This is a genomic window from Phenylobacterium sp. (assembly GCF_035539035.1).
In the GTDB taxonomy this organism is placed as follows: Bacteria; Pseudomonadota; Alphaproteobacteria; order Caulobacterales; family Caulobacteraceae; genus Phenylobacterium.
The window spans coordinates 466,883-481,053 of sequence record NZ_DATLJI010000014.1 but is presented as its reverse complement, the minus strand read 5'-3'; the positions used below and the strand labels follow the sequence as shown (position 1 = coordinate 481,053).

Here is a 14,171-nt window from a genome sequence, read left to right as displayed (position 1 = left end):
GGCCGTCGGCCGGCCCGTGCCGCACAGCGTCGGGGCCCGCCGGGCGGGGGATCCGCCGAGCCTGGTGGCCGACGCCGGCCGTGCGCGCGAGCTGCTCAACTGGACGCCGGTCTGCTCGTCGCTAGATCAAATCGTGGTCGATGCGCTGCGTTGGGAACGCAACCCGGCGTACGGCGCTGGCGTTCGCGGCCATCGCACCGTACAGGTTGAAAGCACGACTGTCTAAAGTCGACTGCCCGACGTTGGCGAAACTCTATTCGTTTGCGGCGCACGCGCCGCTTCGGGCGACAGGCGTCTCGCACTCTGGCGCAAAGAGCTGACCGCTGTCCTCTTCGGGAAAGAGCGGCGCAGCGGTCGCCGGCCCAATAGGCCCCTCCTCCGCCCCCACAACCCTCTGCACACGCGCCACATAGTCGCGGGTCTCCGCCGGCAGGCTCCGCCTCCCCTCGACATGGGCGGCGTAGCGGGCGGGCCCGGCGTTGTAGGCAGCCAGGAAGCCCGGCGCCCCGAAGCGGTCGTGCAGCTCCCGCAGGTAGGCCGCGCCGGCCACCACATTGTCGCGCACGTCGTAGGGGTCGTCGCCCAGGCCGAGCCGGGCCCGCAGCATGCGCCAGGTGCCCGGCATCAGCTGCATCAGGCCCCGCGCCCCCGCCGGCGAGACGGCCCGCGGATCGCCGCCGCTCTCGGCGGCGATCACCGCCTCGATCCAGCGGGGCGGCAGGTCGGCGAGCCGGGCGGCCTCCGCCACCGCCCGGGCGGTCGCGTCGGGCGGCGGATCGCCGGACGCCGGACCTGCCCCCAGCAGGAGCAGCGCCGCCAGGACCGCGAGGTCAGGGCGGCGCAAGGGCCGTCACCCGCCAGGCCCGGCCGAGCACCTCGCGGGCCGGCGTCACTCCCAGGTAGCGGCCGTCGAGGCTGTCGGGCGCCGGGTTCAGGAGGAAGAGCTCGCCGGGCCCCAGGGTCCGGCAGCCGCGCCAGGCCGGCAGGGGGCGGCCGCGCCTGTCCCGGGCGCGGGCCAGCGCCACGACCCGGCCGTCCACCAGCACGCGGCCGCCCAGCCGGCAGACGGTCTGGCCGGGCCCGGCGGCCCGCCGCTTCAGGAGCGGCGTCCCGGGCCCCACGTAGCCCCGCTGGGCCAGCCAGCCCGCCAGCGCCGGCGCTGGCCGGACGAGGACGACGTCGCCGGTCCGCGCGGGCGCGAAGGGCGCCACGAGCCAGAGACCGCGCGGCGCGCTGCCGCTCACGTTCCAGACCGCCAGCGGCGGCCAGGGCCGCGCCGCCGCCGCGCCGAGCAGGACCAGCCCGGCCGCCGCGAGAGCCGCCGCCTGGCGGTCACAGCGCATCGGCGAGGCCCCGGCGCAGCAGCCAGCTGCGGTGCCGGCGCAGGCAGTAGGGCCGCGGCGCCTCGCCGGCGGCCAGGCGGTTGGCGACGCAGCGCCAGTGGTCGGGGCTGGCGTCGCGGGCGGCGACCCCCAGCGCCTCCACCGCGTCGATGGCACCCAGGACCTTCTGCACCTTCGGCCAGCCCTGGACGTGCAGCAGGAGCTCGCCGCCGGGCGCCACGAAGGGGACGGTGGTGAAGGCCTGGCCGGGTTGCACGGCCCGCAGGATGTCGATGCGCGACACCGCCGTGCCGTGCTCGCCGGCCTGCCAGCGCACCAGGGCGAACACCGCGCCGGGCGCGAAGGAGAGCACGCGCCGGCGGCGGTCGACGATCCGCTCGGCCACCGGCTTTCCGAAGCGGATCCAGCGCTCCAGCCGCCCCTCGAGGTGGACCAGCTCCACGTCGGTGAGCACTCAGGGCTCCCGACGGTAGGCCGGCGAGACCGCCGCGTGGCGCTTGGCCGGGGCGACCACGTGGGCGGTGCGCTCGCTCGTGGAGGTGCGCACGCCCTTCTCCACCCAGGCCTGCAGGTCGGCCGGCGCATAGACCACGCGGCCGCCGATCTTCCGGTAGGCGGGGCCGGTGCCGTAGGTGCGGTGCTTTTAACAAGGAAACGCCCTACTCGCCGGCGATCGCTCCGGCGCTGACCTACAACGGCACCACGGTGGACTCGATGTCGGACTACGCCGACGACCCCACCACCGGCACCCGGCCGGACTTCACGCTCGAGATGAACGTGATCGACTCAGTGGGCGGCAACCACAAGGTCGCCATGGCCTTCCTGCGCGACGACGCGGCGCCGAACCAGTGGTACGCCGAGATGTACTCGGTGCCGGCCAGCGACGTGGCCAACCCCAACAACGGCCGTCCCGGCCAGCTGGCCGCCGGCCTGGTGACCTTCAACCAGGACGGCACGATCAACCTGGCCAACACCACCCTGTTCGGCGCGGCCGGCGCCACGCCCCGGCTCACCCTCGAGGGCTCGGACGTCGCCGCCCCCACCGGGCCGCAGTGGAACCCGGCGCTGGGCATCAACGGCCAGGTCATCGACCTCGGCCTCGGCAAGCTCTCGCAGTACGCCCAGGCCTCGACGGTGAACTCCGTCAACGCCGATGGCGCCGGCGTCGGCAACGTGGTCGGCGTGCAGGTGGACGAGAGCGGCATCGTCTCGGCGATCTTCGACAACAGCCAGATCCGCCAGATCGCCAAGGTGGCCATCGCCACCTTCCCCAACGCGGACGGGCTGAAGGCGGTGAGCGGCAACGCCTACCGCACCTCCATCGACGCCGGGCAGCTGGTGATCAAGGAGCCGGGCATCGGCGCGGGCCAGATCTCGCCCTCCAGCCTCGAAGCCTCGACGGTGGATCTCTCCGCCGAGTTCACCGGCCTGATCTCCACCCAGAAAGCTTATTCCGCATCGTCGAGGATCATCACGACCGCCGATCAGATGCTGGAAGAGTTAATCAACATAAAGAGGTAGTACTCGGCTGTTAACTGAGGTTAACAGCTTCCCACGTCTGTAGTGTGTCGTTTTCGTACACGGGGAGGAGATGGTTAGGCTATTTTTTACTATCGAGATTCAGCGGCTGTTAGGAGCCGCGGCCTATTGTCCCCATCAACAGTGATGGTGGGAAAGGCGTAAAGCCATGTTGCAGCAACAGCAGCAGACGCGCACGAACAGCCGCGGCGAAGCCTATGTCATCGGCCCGACGGGTGCGCCGCTGACTCTGAAGGATCTTCCGCCGCCGAATACCGGCCGGTGGGTGATCCGTCGCAAGGCCGAGGTCGTCGCCGCCGTGCGCGGCGGACTGATCTCGCTCGAGGACGCCCTGGAGCGCTACCGGCTGACGTCGGAGGAGTTCCTGGCCTGGCAGGCCTCGATCGACCGCCACGGGATGGCGGGCCTTCGGACCACGCGTCTGCAACAGTATCGCTGAGCCTCTCTCCTCCCCCGGAAAGGTTCGCGAAGTCTCGGCCCCGCCCCTCCTCCAGGGCGGGGCCGTTTTCTTGTCGGGGGGGCGCCGCCGGGAGCGAGCCGGCGCGACGCGGGGCCAGGCGCGACCGGGTCCCGCCGGAGCGCCCGCCCCACCTCCTGCACCGCCCTCACCCTACCCTCTCCCTGGGGGAGAGGGTTCACTCAGGGATGGAACGGGCGGCCCATGGGGCGGTCGGAAAGCTTGCGGATGGCCAGCACGATGCGCTCGCGCTCGCCGGCGGTGCGCTCGACCAGCAGGCGGGCGACCTGGGCGTCATCGTGGAAGGCGTAGCCCTTGATGGCGTCGAGGATCGCCTTGGCGAGGTTGTCGAGGTCGATCCAGGGCGGGTCGCCGACGTACTCCATGCGGATCTCCACGGCGAACTCCCCCCAGCCGGGCCGCGCGCCCCGCCAGACCTTGCGGAAGAACTCGTAGATCAGCGGCTTGTAGTACTTGGCCTGGGTGGTGAGGCCGTCGACCTCGACCTCCAGGGCGCCCGCGAACTCGCGCGCGCGCACCTTGCCGTGCTGGGTCCAGCCGTCGCTCATCCCACCGTCCTTAGCCTTGCGCTCGGCGTACGTCCCGCTAAACCGCTCCCGCTGTCTGGCTGGAGTTTGAGATGACCGCGACCCGCACCGAGACCGACACCTTCGGCCCCCTGGAGGTCCCCGCCGACCGGTACTGGGGCGCCCAGACCCAGCGCAGCATCCAGAACTTCAAGATCGGCTGGGAGAAGCAGCCGATCCCGGTGATCCGCGCCTTGGGCGTGGTGAAGCGCGCCGCGGCCGAGGCCAACATGGAGCTGGGCCGGCTGGATCCTGCGATCGGGAACGCCATCGTCGCCGCCGCCCAGGAGGTGATCGACGGCAAGCTGGACGACCATTTCCCGCTGGTGGTCTGGCAGACCGGCTCCGGCACCCAGTCGAACATGAACGCCAACGAGGTGATCTCGAACCGGGCCATCGAGATGCTGGGCGGCCAGATGGGCTCCAAGAGCCCGGTCCACCCGAACGACCACGTCAACATGAGCCAGTCGTCGAACGACACCTATCCGACGGCGATGCACGTGGCCTGCGCCGACGAGGTGGCCCGCCACCTGAACCCGGCGCTCGAGCACCTGCACTGGGCGCTGAAGAAGAAGGCCGACGAGTTCGCCCACATCATCAAGATCGGCCGGACCCATACCCAGGACGCCACTCCGCTGACGCTCGGCCAGGAGTTCTCCGGCTACGCCCAGCAGGTCTCCATGTCGGTGCGGCGGATCAAGGAGACCCTCTACGGCCTCTACGAACTGGCCCAGGGCGGCACGGCGGTGGGCACGGGGCTGAACGCCCCGGTGGGCTTCGCCGAGAAGGTGGCCGAGAAGATCGCGGCGATCACCAAGCTGCCGTTCGTGACCGCGCCCAACAAGTTCGAGGCGCTGGCCGCCCACGACGCCATGGTGTTCAGCCACGGGGCGATCAACGCCGCGGCCGCGGCCCTGTTCAAGATCGCCAACGACATCCGCTTCCTGGGGTCGGGCCCGCGCTCGGGCCTGGGCGAGCTGGCCCTGCCGGAGAACGAGCCGGGCTCCTCGATCATGCCGGGCAAGGTGAACCCGACCCAGGCCGAGGCCCTGACCATGGTCTGCGCCCACATCATGGGCAACCAGACGGCGATGAGCATCGCCGGCAGCCAGGGCCACTTCGAACTGAACGTCTTCAACCCGGTGATGGCCTACAACTTCCTGCAGTCCACGCGCCTGCTGTCGGACGCGGCGATCAGCTTCACCGACAACATGGTGCTGGGCATCGAGGCGCGCGAGGACAACATCAAGGCCAACCTGGAGCGGAGCCTGATGCTGGTGACCGCGCTGGCGCCGAAGATCGGCTACGACAACGCCGCCAAGATCGCCAAGCTGGCCCACAAGAACGGCACCACCCTGCGCGAGGAGGCGGTCGGCGCCGGCTACGTCACCAACGCGGAGTTCGACGAGGTGGTGCGGCCGGAGAAGATGATCAGCCCGGGCTGATGGTCCAGCTGGTCCGGGTCTTCGACGATCTGCCCGAAGGCTTCGAGGCGCTCCGCGCCGAGGCCGAGGCGGAGGGCCACCGGCACCTGACGCGGCTGGCGCAAGAGTGGGCGGAGGATCCCGGCCGGTTCGCCGTCGTGCTGGCGGCGTTCGCAAGCGGGGCGCTGGTGGGCGTCGGCGCGCTGACGCCGGAGCCGGCTCCCGCCCCGGAGCCTGCCCTCCGCATGCGAAGGCTCTATGTGTCGAAGGCCGCGCGGCGGCAGGGCGTGGCCCGGACGATCGCCAGCGCGCTCCTGCAGGAGGCCCTGGACCAGGTACGGCTGGTGACGGTCCACGCCGGCAATTCCGGGGCGGCGGCGTTCTGGGAAGCCCAGGGCTTCGCGCCCGTGGCGGGTGCGGCCTGGTCGCACGAATTCCGCCCGGGGTGAGGATCGGCGTTGACGGGCCGGCCGAACGGGCGCGTCACAAGCGGATGGCCAAGGAAACCGTCCACATCGTCCAGTCCTATGTCGCGGGCCGGGGCAAGTCGCTGAAGGCCGAGCAGCAGGTGGGCTGCAAGACCGCCGAGGAGGCCCGGCGCAAGGCCGAGCGGCTCGGGCCGCTGCGCCCGGCGGTGGTCGCCTTCTCCGCCACGGCCGACACCGAGCTGGGCGATTACGACGAGAACCCGGTGATCCTGTTCCGCTCCGGGCCCCTGCCCTATCCGTTCAACGAGGCGTAGGCCCTCGGCGGCCCTACTCCGCGGCGTAGACGAGCGGGTGGTGGTGGGCCCAGAGGTGGGCGCGGTAGCTCTCGAAGCACTGCTCGCCGGCCACCAGGCGCATGATGGCGCCCTCCGCGATGTACTTCGCGCAGTCGGGGTTCTCCTCGACCAGCGGGACCAGGGCCTCGGCGTTCCAGGCCTTGGAGTGCTCGATGTCGAGCTGGGCGTGGAGGACGAAGTACTTGCGCTGCTCCGGCGGGCAGCCGAGGCGCTTGAGGCCCTCGGCCACGGCGCCGACGCGGGTCGGGGCGGTGAGCTCCACGGCCCCCAGCGCGCCGATCGACTGATAGGCGTAGCGGCGGGTCGTGGCGAAGGCGGTCAGCGTGTTGGCCAGGCACAGGGACTGCCAGCAGGTGCCCTCGATGGTCGGCTTCAGACCCAGGCCCTGGACCGTGCGGTCGAGCATCGGGCCGTGCATGCCGCCCATGTGGCCGCGGCCCATCTCGTCCCAGTAGTTCCGCGCCAGCTCCATCTTCGGGCGGGCCGACAGCTTCACCTGGGTCATGGCCACGAGGTCGTCGAAGCCCGCCTCGCCGGCGGCCTCCTGGGTCAGGAACCACTTCATCTGCTCGAGGTCGGCGTCGGCCTCGAGCCAGGCGAACAGGGGGTCGTACTGGCCGGGACCGTTGTCCTTCAACGCCTCGAACCAGGCGATGAAGCCGTCGGGATCGGAGGGGACGTCGGCCACCAGCGGCTGGACGTGGGCCCGGAACGCCTCGACGAAGGCGCCCTCCAGGCGCAGCATCCGCTGGTTGGCGCTGAGCTCGGCCTGCCAGTCGTCATGCGGCGTCGCCACCGCCAGGCGGCGGCGGTTCCAGTGGGCCAGGCCCGTGTGCAGCATCTCGGCGTCTGCGAACTCGGGCGTGAAAACGCCCAGGCGCGCCAGTCTCGTCCCAGGAAACATGGGTTCTCCGTCCGTGGACGGGTTGAGCGCGCAACCCACGGTCGGGGTTCCCACGGCCGCGCTTGCGAGGCGCGGGTCAGGCCCGGCGGGCGACGGCGAAGTCGGCGAGGTCTTCCAGAGCCGGGCGCCAGGGGTTGGCGCCGAACTCGGCGAGCGCGGCCTTGGCGTTGCGGGCGTAGTCGGCGGCGAGCCCGAGGGTGTCGTCGAGCGCGCGGGTCTCGGCCATCAGCGCGCGGGCGCGGTCGAAGTCGGCCTCGGTCTGGTCGCGACGGTCGATGGTGCGGATCCAGAACTCGCGCTCGCCCGGCGTGCGCTGCATGGCCAGCAGGAGCGGCAGGGTCGCCTTGCCCTCGCGGAAGTCGTCGCCGGCGTTCTTGCCGAGCGTGCCGGCGTCGCCCGAATAGTCGAGGGCGTCGTCGACGAGCTGGAAGGCGAGGCCGAGGTCCTGGCCGTACTGGCGCAGGGCCCGGCAGCGCTCGGGCGAGGCGCCCGCGGAGACCGCGCCCACCTCGGCGGCGGCGGCGAACAGCTCGGCGGTCTTGGCGCCGATGATCTCCAGGTAGAGCTCCTGCGACAGGTCGAGGTCGTGCGCGCGGGTGAGCTGCAGCACCTCGCCCTCGGCGATGACGCGGCTGGCCCGGGCGAGGATCTCCAGGGCCGGCATGGAGCCCGCGCCGACCATCAGCTCGAAGGCGCGGGCGAACAGGAAGTCCCCGACCAGCACCGAGGACGGCGCGCCCCAGATCAGGTGAGCGGCGACCCGGCCGCGGCGCAGCTGGGACGAGTCCACCACGTCGTCGTGCAGCAGGGTGGCGGTGTGGATGAACTCCACGGCGGCGGCGAGCTTCAGGCAGGCCTCGTCGCGGGCCCCGGCGAGGCGCGCGGCGGCGACGGTGAGCAGCGGGCGCAGGCGCTTGGCGGAGCCCGCGATCAGGTGGTCGGCCAGGGCCGGGATCACCGGCACGGGGCTGTCCATGTGCTTGCGGATGAGCGCGTCCACCGCCGCCATGTCGGTCCGGGCGAGCGCGATCAGCGCGTCGAGCGACGGCGGCTTTTCGGCGACGGCCGTGCGGGCGGCTTCCACGCGGATACGAACTCCTGGCGGCAGCGGCGGAGGGAGGGAGGCCGGCCGCCGTTTGCCGGGACAATGGTGACGCGCTAGGGCACGGTCAAGGACGCGCTCCCCAGCGCTGCGCCTTCAACCATACACCAGGCCCCGAGGGAATGGACGAGATCACCGAGGACCTACTGCTGGGCGGCCGGCTCCGCCTGAGGCAGGCGGCCCGGGGCTATCGGGCGGGCCTCGACGCGGGCCTGCTGGCCGCGGCCTGCGACGCCCATCCCGGCGAGCGGGTGCTGGAGGCGGGCTGCGGGCCGGGGGCGGCCCTGCTGCAGGCGGCGGTCCGGCGGCCGGGCGCGCTGTTCACCGGGGTGGAGCGCGACCCCGCCGCCCTGGCGCTGGCGCAGGCGAACATCGCGCTGAACGGCCTGGAGGACCGGGTGGCGGCGGTGGCGGGCGACGTGGCCCAGCCGTTCGCGCGGCTGGGCCTCGACAAGTTCGACGCGGTGATGGCCAACCCGCCCTTCTACGACGACCCCGAGGCCCTGCGCGCGCCCTCGCCCGCCCGCCGCGCCGCCTGGATCGCCGACGAGGGGCTGGCGGCCTGGGTGGGCTTCCTGCTGAAGGCGGCGCGCGAGCGCGGGACGATCACGCTGATCCACCGGGCCGACCGGCTGGGCGACATCCTGGGGCTGCTGGCGCCCAAGGCCGGCTCGATCCAGGTGCTGCCCCTCCACCCCTTCGCCGACGCCCCGGCCAAGCGGGTCCTGGTGCGCGGCGTGAAGACCGGCCGGGCGCCGCTGAAGCTGCTGCCGCCGCTCGTCCTGCACGCCCGCGGCGAGCCCCGGCACCTGCCGCAGGTGGAGGCGCTGCTGCGGGGGGAGACGGCGCTGGGGTGGGGGTGACGCGACATTTGTTCTTCTTTTGTTCTTGCTTTTTCTACGATCCCGGGTCATGATGTAGAGCTTGGGGGACCTGCGCCTGGGCGCGTCCCAATTCGCAGGCCACAGGGGGCGCCGGGTGGGGGTTCTTGACGACATCAAGAAGAAAACGCGCGAGACGGAACAGGCCGTGAAGCAGCGGATGAGGGATCTCAGCCACGACGCGCGCGAGCTGGAGGCTGCCGGCTATGAGGTGGTGAAGCGAGCCATCCGGACAGGGCAGGACGTCGTCGCCAGAACGCCTCGGAGGTTCGGCAGCTGGGCCTGGCGGCCGTTCAGGGGCGGCTGCCGGAGGCCCTCGGCGGAATAGCGGTGAAGAAGGTTGCGGCGGCCGCTCCGGCTGTAAGGAAGGCGACGGCGGCGACCGCGCCGAAGGCCGTCGTCAGGAAGACGCCGGCGAAGAGCGCGGCTGGCGAGCATGCCCGGGCGGCGGTGAGCGGTGCGGTGGACGAATTCACCCTGGGCGCGGCGGACCGCGTCCTGTCGGCCGGTGAGGCGCTGCTGGACGGGGGCGTGCAGGGGTTTGGCGACCGCTACACGGCGGAGATGCGCCAGAGGCGTGCGGAGGACTCCTACGACAGCGCGCACCACGGTGCCGCGCGGACCGTCGGCCGCGCGGTGGGCCTTGTCGGAGGCGTCGCAGCGACGGGCGGCGTGGCCTCGGCGGGCCGCGTGGCGCTGTCTCGTCTTCCGCAGGCCGCGAAACTGATCACCGCCGTGCACAAGGCGCCCAGGCTGAAGGTCGGCGTCGATCCCCTCGGGCTCGGGCGGTTGGCCGCAGGCGCCGGCGCCACAGGAGGGGTGACCGCGCAGGTCGTGCAGGACGTGGCGACCGGGCGGCCGAGTTCCCCTCAGCAATATGGCGCCGCCGCACTCGGCGGGGCCGTCGGTGGGGTGGCGACCCTGCGCTACGGGCCGATGCACGGCGGCGCGATCGGCGGCGCGAGCGAGGCCGCCGCGAGCGACATGGCGGCGGGGCGGATGCCATCCGCCGATCGGGCGATCGGCGCGGCCCATGGCGGCGCCCTGCTCGGCAAGGTGGGGGACGTGGCCGGCACCTACCGGACGGCGGCCCTGCCGGCCCACCTGAAGGGCGAGGTCGGCGAGGCGCTTTCGTACGCCAAGACCCTCGCCAGGGGGAAGAAGCCGAACGTGAGCAAGGATAAGGTAGGCGTCGGAGGCGGGAAGTTCAGCAAACCGGACCAGAAGATCGGCGACGATTTCCTCGAGGCGAAGATGGGACCTCACGCCAATCTGACGCGCAATCAGCGCCTTCTGCAGGCCAAGCTAAATCGTGAGGGCAAGAAGCTCCTCATCGACGCCTGGCAGTTCCGGGACGTCGGAAAGGCGGCTGGCATCCTTGCCTCGCCGTTGGGCGGCGTCTGGGTGAACGAGGAGGGGACGCGGTGGCCCGGACGGTGAAGCGGAAGGGGCCGACCAAGCGCGTGCGGCTCGCCGCCGCGCTGCGCGAGGCCATGGGCCCTCTCATGCGCGCGCACGGCTTCGATCATCCGCCGAAGTCGAACCCAGGCTACAGCAATTTACATCCGCGCGCCGACCAGTGGTATCGCTGGGTCGGGGACGAGCGCCAAGTCGTCGAGGTTGATTGGGCTGAATATAGCAAACCAAAGTTCCTGATCCGCTGGTGGGACGACAGCAAGCTGCTCGAGAGCGGGCACATGTTGACGTTCCTTCTCGAGGTCCCGGGAGGCCGGTTTGTAAGGCCCCTCGGCATCGGGGCTTTCGGCGGCCTCTGGCCGATCTCCTTTACGGTGCGCAAGGCGATGGAGCGCCTTCAACAGCTCCTGACCTACTGGGACACGGGCGTCACGTCGCCCCGCCTAGGCCTCGACGATCCTCATCGGCAACCCTTCCCCTTCAAGGAGTGGGAGCCCGAACTGCCGAGGCCGGCGTCGGAGCCCACGACTTAGCAGCCGTCGCCTCCGTCAGTCGCACGCGCTCTTCCCGTCCGACGCCGCGGTGTCGCGCAGGAGCTTGTCCAGGAGGGCGAAGTCGATGGTCTCGGGCTTGCGGTAGCGGATGCAGCTCTTGCCGGCGTCCAGGCCCTTCAGGGCCTCGGCGTTGAGGGCGTGGACGCGCGGCGGCACGTAGAGCGCGACGTACTGCTTCTGGCTGTTGAAGGCGAAGGTGACCTCGTCGCCGCGGGAATAGGTCGGCATGCCGTAGCGCATGCCTTCCGTGAAGCCGGGCAGGTTGGCGAGCGCGCTCTCGCGGATCCGCGCCAGGACCGGCGCGCAGGCCGGATCGGCCTCGGCCAGCCAAGTGTCCACGTCGGCGGCGGTCGACTGCACCATGGGCGTCCTCCCCTAGTCGATGCCGAGGCGGGCGCGGTAGGTCTCGTGGACCAGGTCGTGCCACTCGGGGTGCTTGGTGATGTAGGCGGCGATGAACGGGCAGAGCGGGATCACCTTCAGCCCCTGCTCGCGCGCGTAGCCGAGGGCGGCCTTGGCCAGCGCCGAGCCGACCCCGCGGCCCTCGAAGGCGTCGGGCACCACCGTGTGCGGCAGGATGATGCCGTGGTCGACGAGCCGGTACTCGGCGAAGGCGGTCTCGCCGTCGAGCTCGATCTCGAAGCGGCGGGTCTCCTCGTTCATGACGACATCGAGGGTCTCGGGCATGGCGGCTCCTTCACGCGGGCGGCCATTCTTGACCTGCGAAGGCGGCTGGGCCAAGGTCCCCGCGCACGCCAACGCCAGCGAAGGAGGATGCGATGTCGACGCCCATTGTTCCCGCAGCCCTTCGCCGCGCCCGCGTGCAGACCGCCTAGGAGGCGGCCCCTCCCCATCACGGACGGGATCCCTGCGCGCGGCGCCTGACGCTGCGCATCTTCCAAGGATTCCGACATTGATCGAGCATTACGGCTGGAGCGACGCGCTCCGGCAGGACTTCCAACCGTTCGCGGCCCAGGGCTTCGCGCCCGGCCGCGTCATCGTCCAGCAACGCGACCTCTATCGCCTCGTCACCGACGCCGGTGAGCTGGAGGCGAGGCTGTCCGGCCGCTTTCGCCTCGACGCCGAGGCCGGCGGCCATCCGGTGGCCGGCGACTGGGTGGCCGCCGACCTTCGCCCGCAGGAGGGGCAGGCGACCATCCGCGCGCTGCTGCCGCGAAGGACCGCCTTCGTCCGCTGGGCCTCCGGGCCGGCCGGCGGGCGGCAGGTGGTGGCGGCCAACGTCGATGTGGCCTTCCTGGCCGCCTCGCTGAACGCCGACCTCAGCCTGCGAAGGCTCGAGCGCTACCTCGCCACCGGCCACGAGAGCGGCGCCGAGCCGGTGATCGTGCTGACCAAGGCCGACGCCTGCGACGACGTCGCAGCCCGCGTGGCGGAGGTGGAGGCCATCGCCTTCGGCGTGCCCGTGCTGGCCGTCTCGGCGGTGACCGGCGAAGGGCTGGCGGCGGTGGCGGCGCACCTGGCCCCCGGGCGCACGGCGGTCGTCCTGGGCTCGTCCGGGGTGGGCAAGTCGACGCTCGTGAACGCGCTGGCCGGCGCCGAGCTGATGACCACCCAGGGCATCATCGAGGAGGGCGCGCGGGGGCGGCACACCACCACCCACCGCGAGCTCGTGCGGCTGCCGTCCGGCGGCCTGATCCTCGACACGCCGGGGATGCGGGAGCTGGGGCTGTGGGACGCCGAGGCCGGGCTCTCCGCGACCTTCGCAGACCTGGAGGCCCTGGCGGCCGGCTGCCGGTTCTCCGACTGCCGGCATGAGGCCGAGCCGGGCTGCGCGGTGCAGGCGGCCGTGGCCGACGGCGCGCTCGATCCAGAGCGGCTGCGGAGCTGGCGCAAGCTGCAGCGCGAGCTCGCCCACGAGCGCCGCCGCGAGGACCCGCTGGCCCGCGAGGCCGAGCGCAAGCTCTGGATCGGCCGGCACAAGTCGGCCAGGGCGCACCTGAAGGCCAAGCGGGGCTTCGGGGACTGAGGGCGGAAAAAAGAAAGAGGCCCGGGATCGCTCCCGGGCCTTGGTCTGGATCCCGGCTTTCGCCGGGATGACTCGGCGGCTTCGCCGCTCGGTCAGTTCCGCGCGGTGTCGACCAGCTTGTTCTTGGTGATCCAGGGCATCATGGCCCGAAGGCGGGCGCCGACCTCCTCGATGGGATGCTCGGCGGCGCGGCGGCGGGTCGCCTTGAAGCTCGGCTGGCCGGCGGCGTTCTCCACCATCCAGTCGCGGACGAAGCGGCCCGACTGGATGTCCTCCAGCACGCGCTTCATCTCGGCCTTGGTCTCCGGCGTCACGATGCGCGGCCCGGTCACGTACTCCCCGTACTCCGCGGTGTTGGAGATCGAGTAGTTCATGTTGGCGATGCCGCCCTCGTAGATCAGGTCGACGATCAGCTTCACCTCGTGCAGGCATTCGAAATAGGCCATCTCCGGGGCGTAGCCGGCTTCCACCAGGGTCTCGAAGCCGGCGCGGATCAGCTCCACCAGGCCGCCGCAGAGGACGGACTGCTCGCCGAACAGGTCGGTCTCGCATTCCTCGCGGAAGTTGGTCTCGATGACGCCCGAGCGGCCGCCGCCGATGGCCGAGGCGTAGGCCAGGCCGAGGTCCATCGCGCCGCCGGTGGCGTCGTGGTGGATGGCGATCAGGCACGGCACGCCGCCGCCCTTCTGGTACTCGCCGCGCACCGTGTGGCCGGGGCCCTTCGGCGCGACCATCAGCACGTCGACGGTCGACTTCGGCTCGATGAGGCCGAAGTGGACGTTGAGGCCGTGGGCGAACATCAGGGCCGCGCCGTCGCGGATGTGCGGGGCGATCTCGTCGCGGTAGATCTGCGCCTGCAGCTCGTCGGGGGCGAGGATCATGATCGCGTCCGCCCAGGCGGCGGCCTCGGCCACGCTCATCACCTTCAGGCCGTCGGCCTCCACCTTCTTGGCGGTGGCCGAGCCGGGGCGCAGCGCCACGGCCACGTTCTTCACGCCGGAATCGGTGAGGTTGAGCGCGTGGGCGCGACCCTGCGAGCCATAGCCTACGATGGCGATCTTCTTGTCCAGGATGCGGGAAAGGTCGGCGTCGCGGTCATAGTAGACGCGCATGATTGTTCTCCTGAACAGGTATGAAGTCGCCCCGCCGCGCAACGCAGGTGCAGCAAAGCCGGCGCTTTCCAGCCGTTTTTT

Annotated in this window: 18 protein-coding genes and 2 pseudogenes; 10 read left to right on the top strand and 10 right to left on the bottom strand. The window is 71.5% G+C overall.

Translation table 11 applies throughout. The features are described from left to right. Positions 1–226: pseudogene (locus tag VM685_RS11955) on the top strand (UDP-glucose 4-epimerase GalE); the annotation flags it as partial. Positions 227–253: 27 nt separating this feature from the next. On the opposite strand, the gene VM685_RS11950 reads toward VM685_RS11955, so the two are convergent. From VM685_RS11950 to VM685_RS11935, 4 genes and pseudogenes are all read right to left on the bottom strand, one after another. Next, a complete protein-coding gene (locus tag VM685_RS11950; protein ID WP_325460368.1) occupies positions 254–844 on the bottom strand; it encodes a lytic transglycosylase domain-containing protein in 591 nt (196 codons plus the stop codon). After that, on the bottom strand, positions 831–1,343 hold the full coding sequence (locus VM685_RS11945) for a S26 family signal peptidase (protein ID WP_325460367.1): 513 nt from the start codon (positions 1,341–1,343) through the stop codon (positions 831–833). The genes VM685_RS11950 and VM685_RS11945 overlap by 14 nt, the downstream gene beginning before the upstream one ends. After that, the gene (locus VM685_RS11940; protein ID WP_325460366.1) at positions 1,333–1,797 is read right to left on the bottom strand and encodes a DUF2840 domain-containing protein; all 465 of its coding nucleotides are present in this window, start codon (positions 1,795–1,797) and stop codon (positions 1,333–1,335) included. The genes VM685_RS11945 and VM685_RS11940 overlap by 11 nt, the downstream gene beginning before the upstream one ends. Next, positions 1,798–1,986 (bottom strand): annotated as a pseudogene (locus VM685_RS11935) (DNA-binding protein); the annotation flags it as partial. Positions 1,987–2,057: 71 nt separating this feature from the next. On the opposite strand from VM685_RS11935, the gene VM685_RS11930 reads away from it, so the two are divergent. Together VM685_RS11930 and VM685_RS11925 are read left to right on the top strand one after the other, a co-directional pair. Continuing rightward, positions 2,058–2,864, top strand: coding sequence for a flagellar hook-basal body complex protein (locus VM685_RS11930; RefSeq protein WP_325460390.1), 807 nt, complete (start codon positions 2,058–2,060; stop codon positions 2,862–2,864). A 166-nt stretch (positions 2,865–3,030) separates the two neighbouring features. After that, positions 3,031–3,321, top strand: a complete 291-nt coding sequence (locus tag VM685_RS11925) for a DUF1153 domain-containing protein (protein WP_325460365.1) — start codon at positions 3,031–3,033, stop codon at positions 3,319–3,321. Between the two features lie 200 nt (positions 3,322–3,521). Here the strand turns inward: VM685_RS11925 and VM685_RS11920 are convergent, their stop codons facing one another. Next, positions 3,522–3,908, bottom strand: a complete 387-nt coding sequence (locus VM685_RS11920) for a RusA family crossover junction endodeoxyribonuclease (RefSeq protein ID WP_325460364.1) — start codon at positions 3,906–3,908, stop codon at positions 3,522–3,524. A gap of 71 nt (positions 3,909–3,979) precedes the next feature. Between VM685_RS11920 and fumC the strand changes: the two genes are divergently transcribed. Genes fumC through VM685_RS11905 form a run of 3 tightly spaced genes read left to right on the top strand, consistent with a single transcriptional unit; the run spans position 3,980 to position 6,092 of the window. After that, complete coding sequence (gene fumC / locus VM685_RS11915; RefSeq protein WP_325460363.1) at positions 3,980–5,371, top strand: class II fumarate hydratase; 1,392 nt, start codon at positions 3,980–3,982, stop codon at positions 5,369–5,371. Then, positions 5,371–5,799 carry a GNAT family N-acetyltransferase gene (locus VM685_RS11910; RefSeq protein ID WP_325460362.1) on the top strand — a complete coding sequence of 143 codons (429 nt, stop codon included), beginning with the start codon at positions 5,371–5,373 and terminating at the stop codon, positions 5,797–5,799. The genes fumC and VM685_RS11910 overlap by 1 nt, the downstream gene beginning before the upstream one ends. A gap of 44 nt (positions 5,800–5,843) precedes the next feature. Continuing rightward, on the top strand, positions 5,844–6,092 hold the full coding sequence (locus VM685_RS11905; protein ID WP_325460389.1) for a hypothetical protein: 249 nt from the start codon (positions 5,844–5,846) through the stop codon (positions 6,090–6,092). Positions 6,093–6,105: 13 nt separating this feature from the next. Here VM685_RS11905 and VM685_RS11900 read toward each other — a convergent pair whose 3' ends face one another. Then, positions 6,106–7,038, bottom strand: a complete 933-nt coding sequence (locus VM685_RS11900) for an iron-containing redox enzyme family protein (RefSeq protein WP_325460361.1) — start codon at positions 7,036–7,038, stop codon at positions 6,106–6,108. A gap of 76 nt (positions 7,039–7,114) precedes the next feature. Further along, positions 7,115–8,047 (bottom strand): polyprenyl synthetase family protein, encoded by a 933-nt coding sequence (locus VM685_RS11895; protein WP_325460388.1) that lies wholly within the window; start codon positions 8,045–8,047, stop codon positions 7,115–7,117. A gap of 215 nt (positions 8,048–8,262) precedes the next feature. Between VM685_RS11895 and VM685_RS11890 the strand changes: the two genes are divergently transcribed. The 3 genes from VM685_RS11890 (at position 8,263) to VM685_RS11880 (ending at position 10,970) form a co-directional block, all read left to right on the top strand. After that, a complete protein-coding gene (locus tag VM685_RS11890; protein ID WP_325460360.1) occupies positions 8,263–9,003 on the top strand; it encodes a tRNA1(Val) (adenine(37)-N6)-methyltransferase in 741 nt (246 codons plus the stop codon). Positions 9,004–9,351: 348 nt separating this feature from the next. Then, the gene (locus VM685_RS11885; RefSeq protein WP_325460359.1) at positions 9,352–10,461 is read left to right on the top strand and encodes a hypothetical protein; all 1,110 of its coding nucleotides are present in this window, start codon (positions 9,352–9,354) and stop codon (positions 10,459–10,461) included. Beyond that, positions 10,446–10,970 (top strand): hypothetical protein, encoded by a 525-nt coding sequence (locus tag VM685_RS11880; RefSeq protein ID WP_325460358.1) that lies wholly within the window; start codon positions 10,446–10,448, stop codon positions 10,968–10,970. The genes VM685_RS11885 and VM685_RS11880 overlap by 16 nt, the downstream gene beginning before the upstream one ends. Before the next feature lie 15 nt (positions 10,971–10,985). On the opposite strand, the gene VM685_RS11875 is transcribed toward VM685_RS11880, so the two are convergent. Together VM685_RS11875 and VM685_RS11870 are read right to left on the bottom strand one after the other, a co-directional pair. Beyond that, complete coding sequence (locus VM685_RS11875) at positions 10,986–11,354, bottom strand: DUF1801 domain-containing protein (protein ID WP_325460357.1); 369 nt, start codon at positions 11,352–11,354, stop codon at positions 10,986–10,988. A gap of 12 nt (positions 11,355–11,366) precedes the next feature. Continuing rightward, positions 11,367–11,678 carry a GNAT family N-acetyltransferase gene (locus VM685_RS11870; RefSeq protein WP_325460356.1) on the bottom strand — a complete coding sequence of 104 codons (312 nt, stop codon included), beginning with the start codon at positions 11,676–11,678 and terminating at the stop codon, positions 11,367–11,369. Positions 11,679–11,904: 226 nt separating this feature from the next. Between VM685_RS11870 and rsgA the strand changes: the two genes are divergently transcribed. Next, a complete protein-coding gene (gene rsgA, locus VM685_RS11865) occupies positions 11,905–12,978 on the top strand; it encodes a ribosome small subunit-dependent GTPase A (protein WP_325460355.1) in 1,074 nt (357 codons plus the stop codon). Positions 12,979–13,070: 92 nt separating this feature from the next. Here rsgA and ilvC read toward each other — a convergent pair whose 3' ends face one another. After that, on the bottom strand, positions 13,071–14,090 hold the full coding sequence (gene ilvC, locus VM685_RS11860; protein ID WP_325460354.1) for a ketol-acid reductoisomerase: 1,020 nt from the start codon (positions 14,088–14,090) through the stop codon (positions 13,071–13,073). Between the last annotated feature and the right edge of the window lie 81 nt (positions 14,091–14,171).

Excerpts from the sequence above, each read along its gene's own strand:
- VM685_RS11945 (WP_325460367.1), bottom strand. The coding sequence starts at position 1,343 with ATGCGCTGTGACCGCCAGGCGGCGGCTCTCGCGGCGGCCGGGCTGGTC.
- VM685_RS11930 (WP_325460390.1), top strand. The coding sequence starts at position 2,058 with ATGTCGGACTACGCCGACGACCCCACCACCGGCACCCGGCCGGACTTC.
- VM685_RS11925 (WP_325460365.1), top strand. The coding sequence starts at position 3,031 with ATGTTGCAGCAACAGCAGCAGACGCGCACGAACAGCCGCGGCGAAGCC.
- VM685_RS11920 (WP_325460364.1), bottom strand. The coding sequence starts at position 3,908 with ATGAGCGACGGCTGGACCCAGCACGGCAAGGTGCGCGCGCGCGAGTTC.
- fumC (WP_325460363.1), top strand. The coding sequence starts at position 3,980 with ATGACCGCGACCCGCACCGAGACCGACACCTTCGGCCCCCTGGAGGTC.
- VM685_RS11910 (WP_325460362.1), top strand. The coding sequence starts at position 5,371 with ATGGTCCAGCTGGTCCGGGTCTTCGACGATCTGCCCGAAGGCTTCGAG.
- VM685_RS11905 (WP_325460389.1), top strand. The coding sequence starts at position 5,844 with ATGGCCAAGGAAACCGTCCACATCGTCCAGTCCTATGTCGCGGGCCGG.
- VM685_RS11900 (WP_325460361.1), bottom strand. The coding sequence starts at position 7,038 with ATGTTTCCTGGGACGAGACTGGCGCGCCTGGGCGTTTTCACGCCCGAG.
- VM685_RS11895 (WP_325460388.1), bottom strand. The coding sequence starts at position 8,047 with ATGGCGGCGGTGGACGCGCTCATCCGCAAGCACATGGACAGCCCCGTG.
- VM685_RS11890 (WP_325460360.1), top strand. The coding sequence starts at position 8,263 with ATGGACGAGATCACCGAGGACCTACTGCTGGGCGGCCGGCTCCGCCTG.
- VM685_RS11875 (WP_325460357.1), bottom strand. The coding sequence starts at position 11,354 with ATGGTGCAGTCGACCGCCGCCGACGTGGACACTTGGCTGGCCGAGGCC.
- VM685_RS11870 (WP_325460356.1), bottom strand. The coding sequence starts at position 11,678 with ATGCCCGAGACCCTCGATGTCGTCATGAACGAGGAGACCCGCCGCTTC.
- ilvC (WP_325460354.1), bottom strand. The coding sequence starts at position 14,090 with ATGCGCGTCTACTATGACCGCGACGCCGACCTTTCCCGCATCCTGGAC.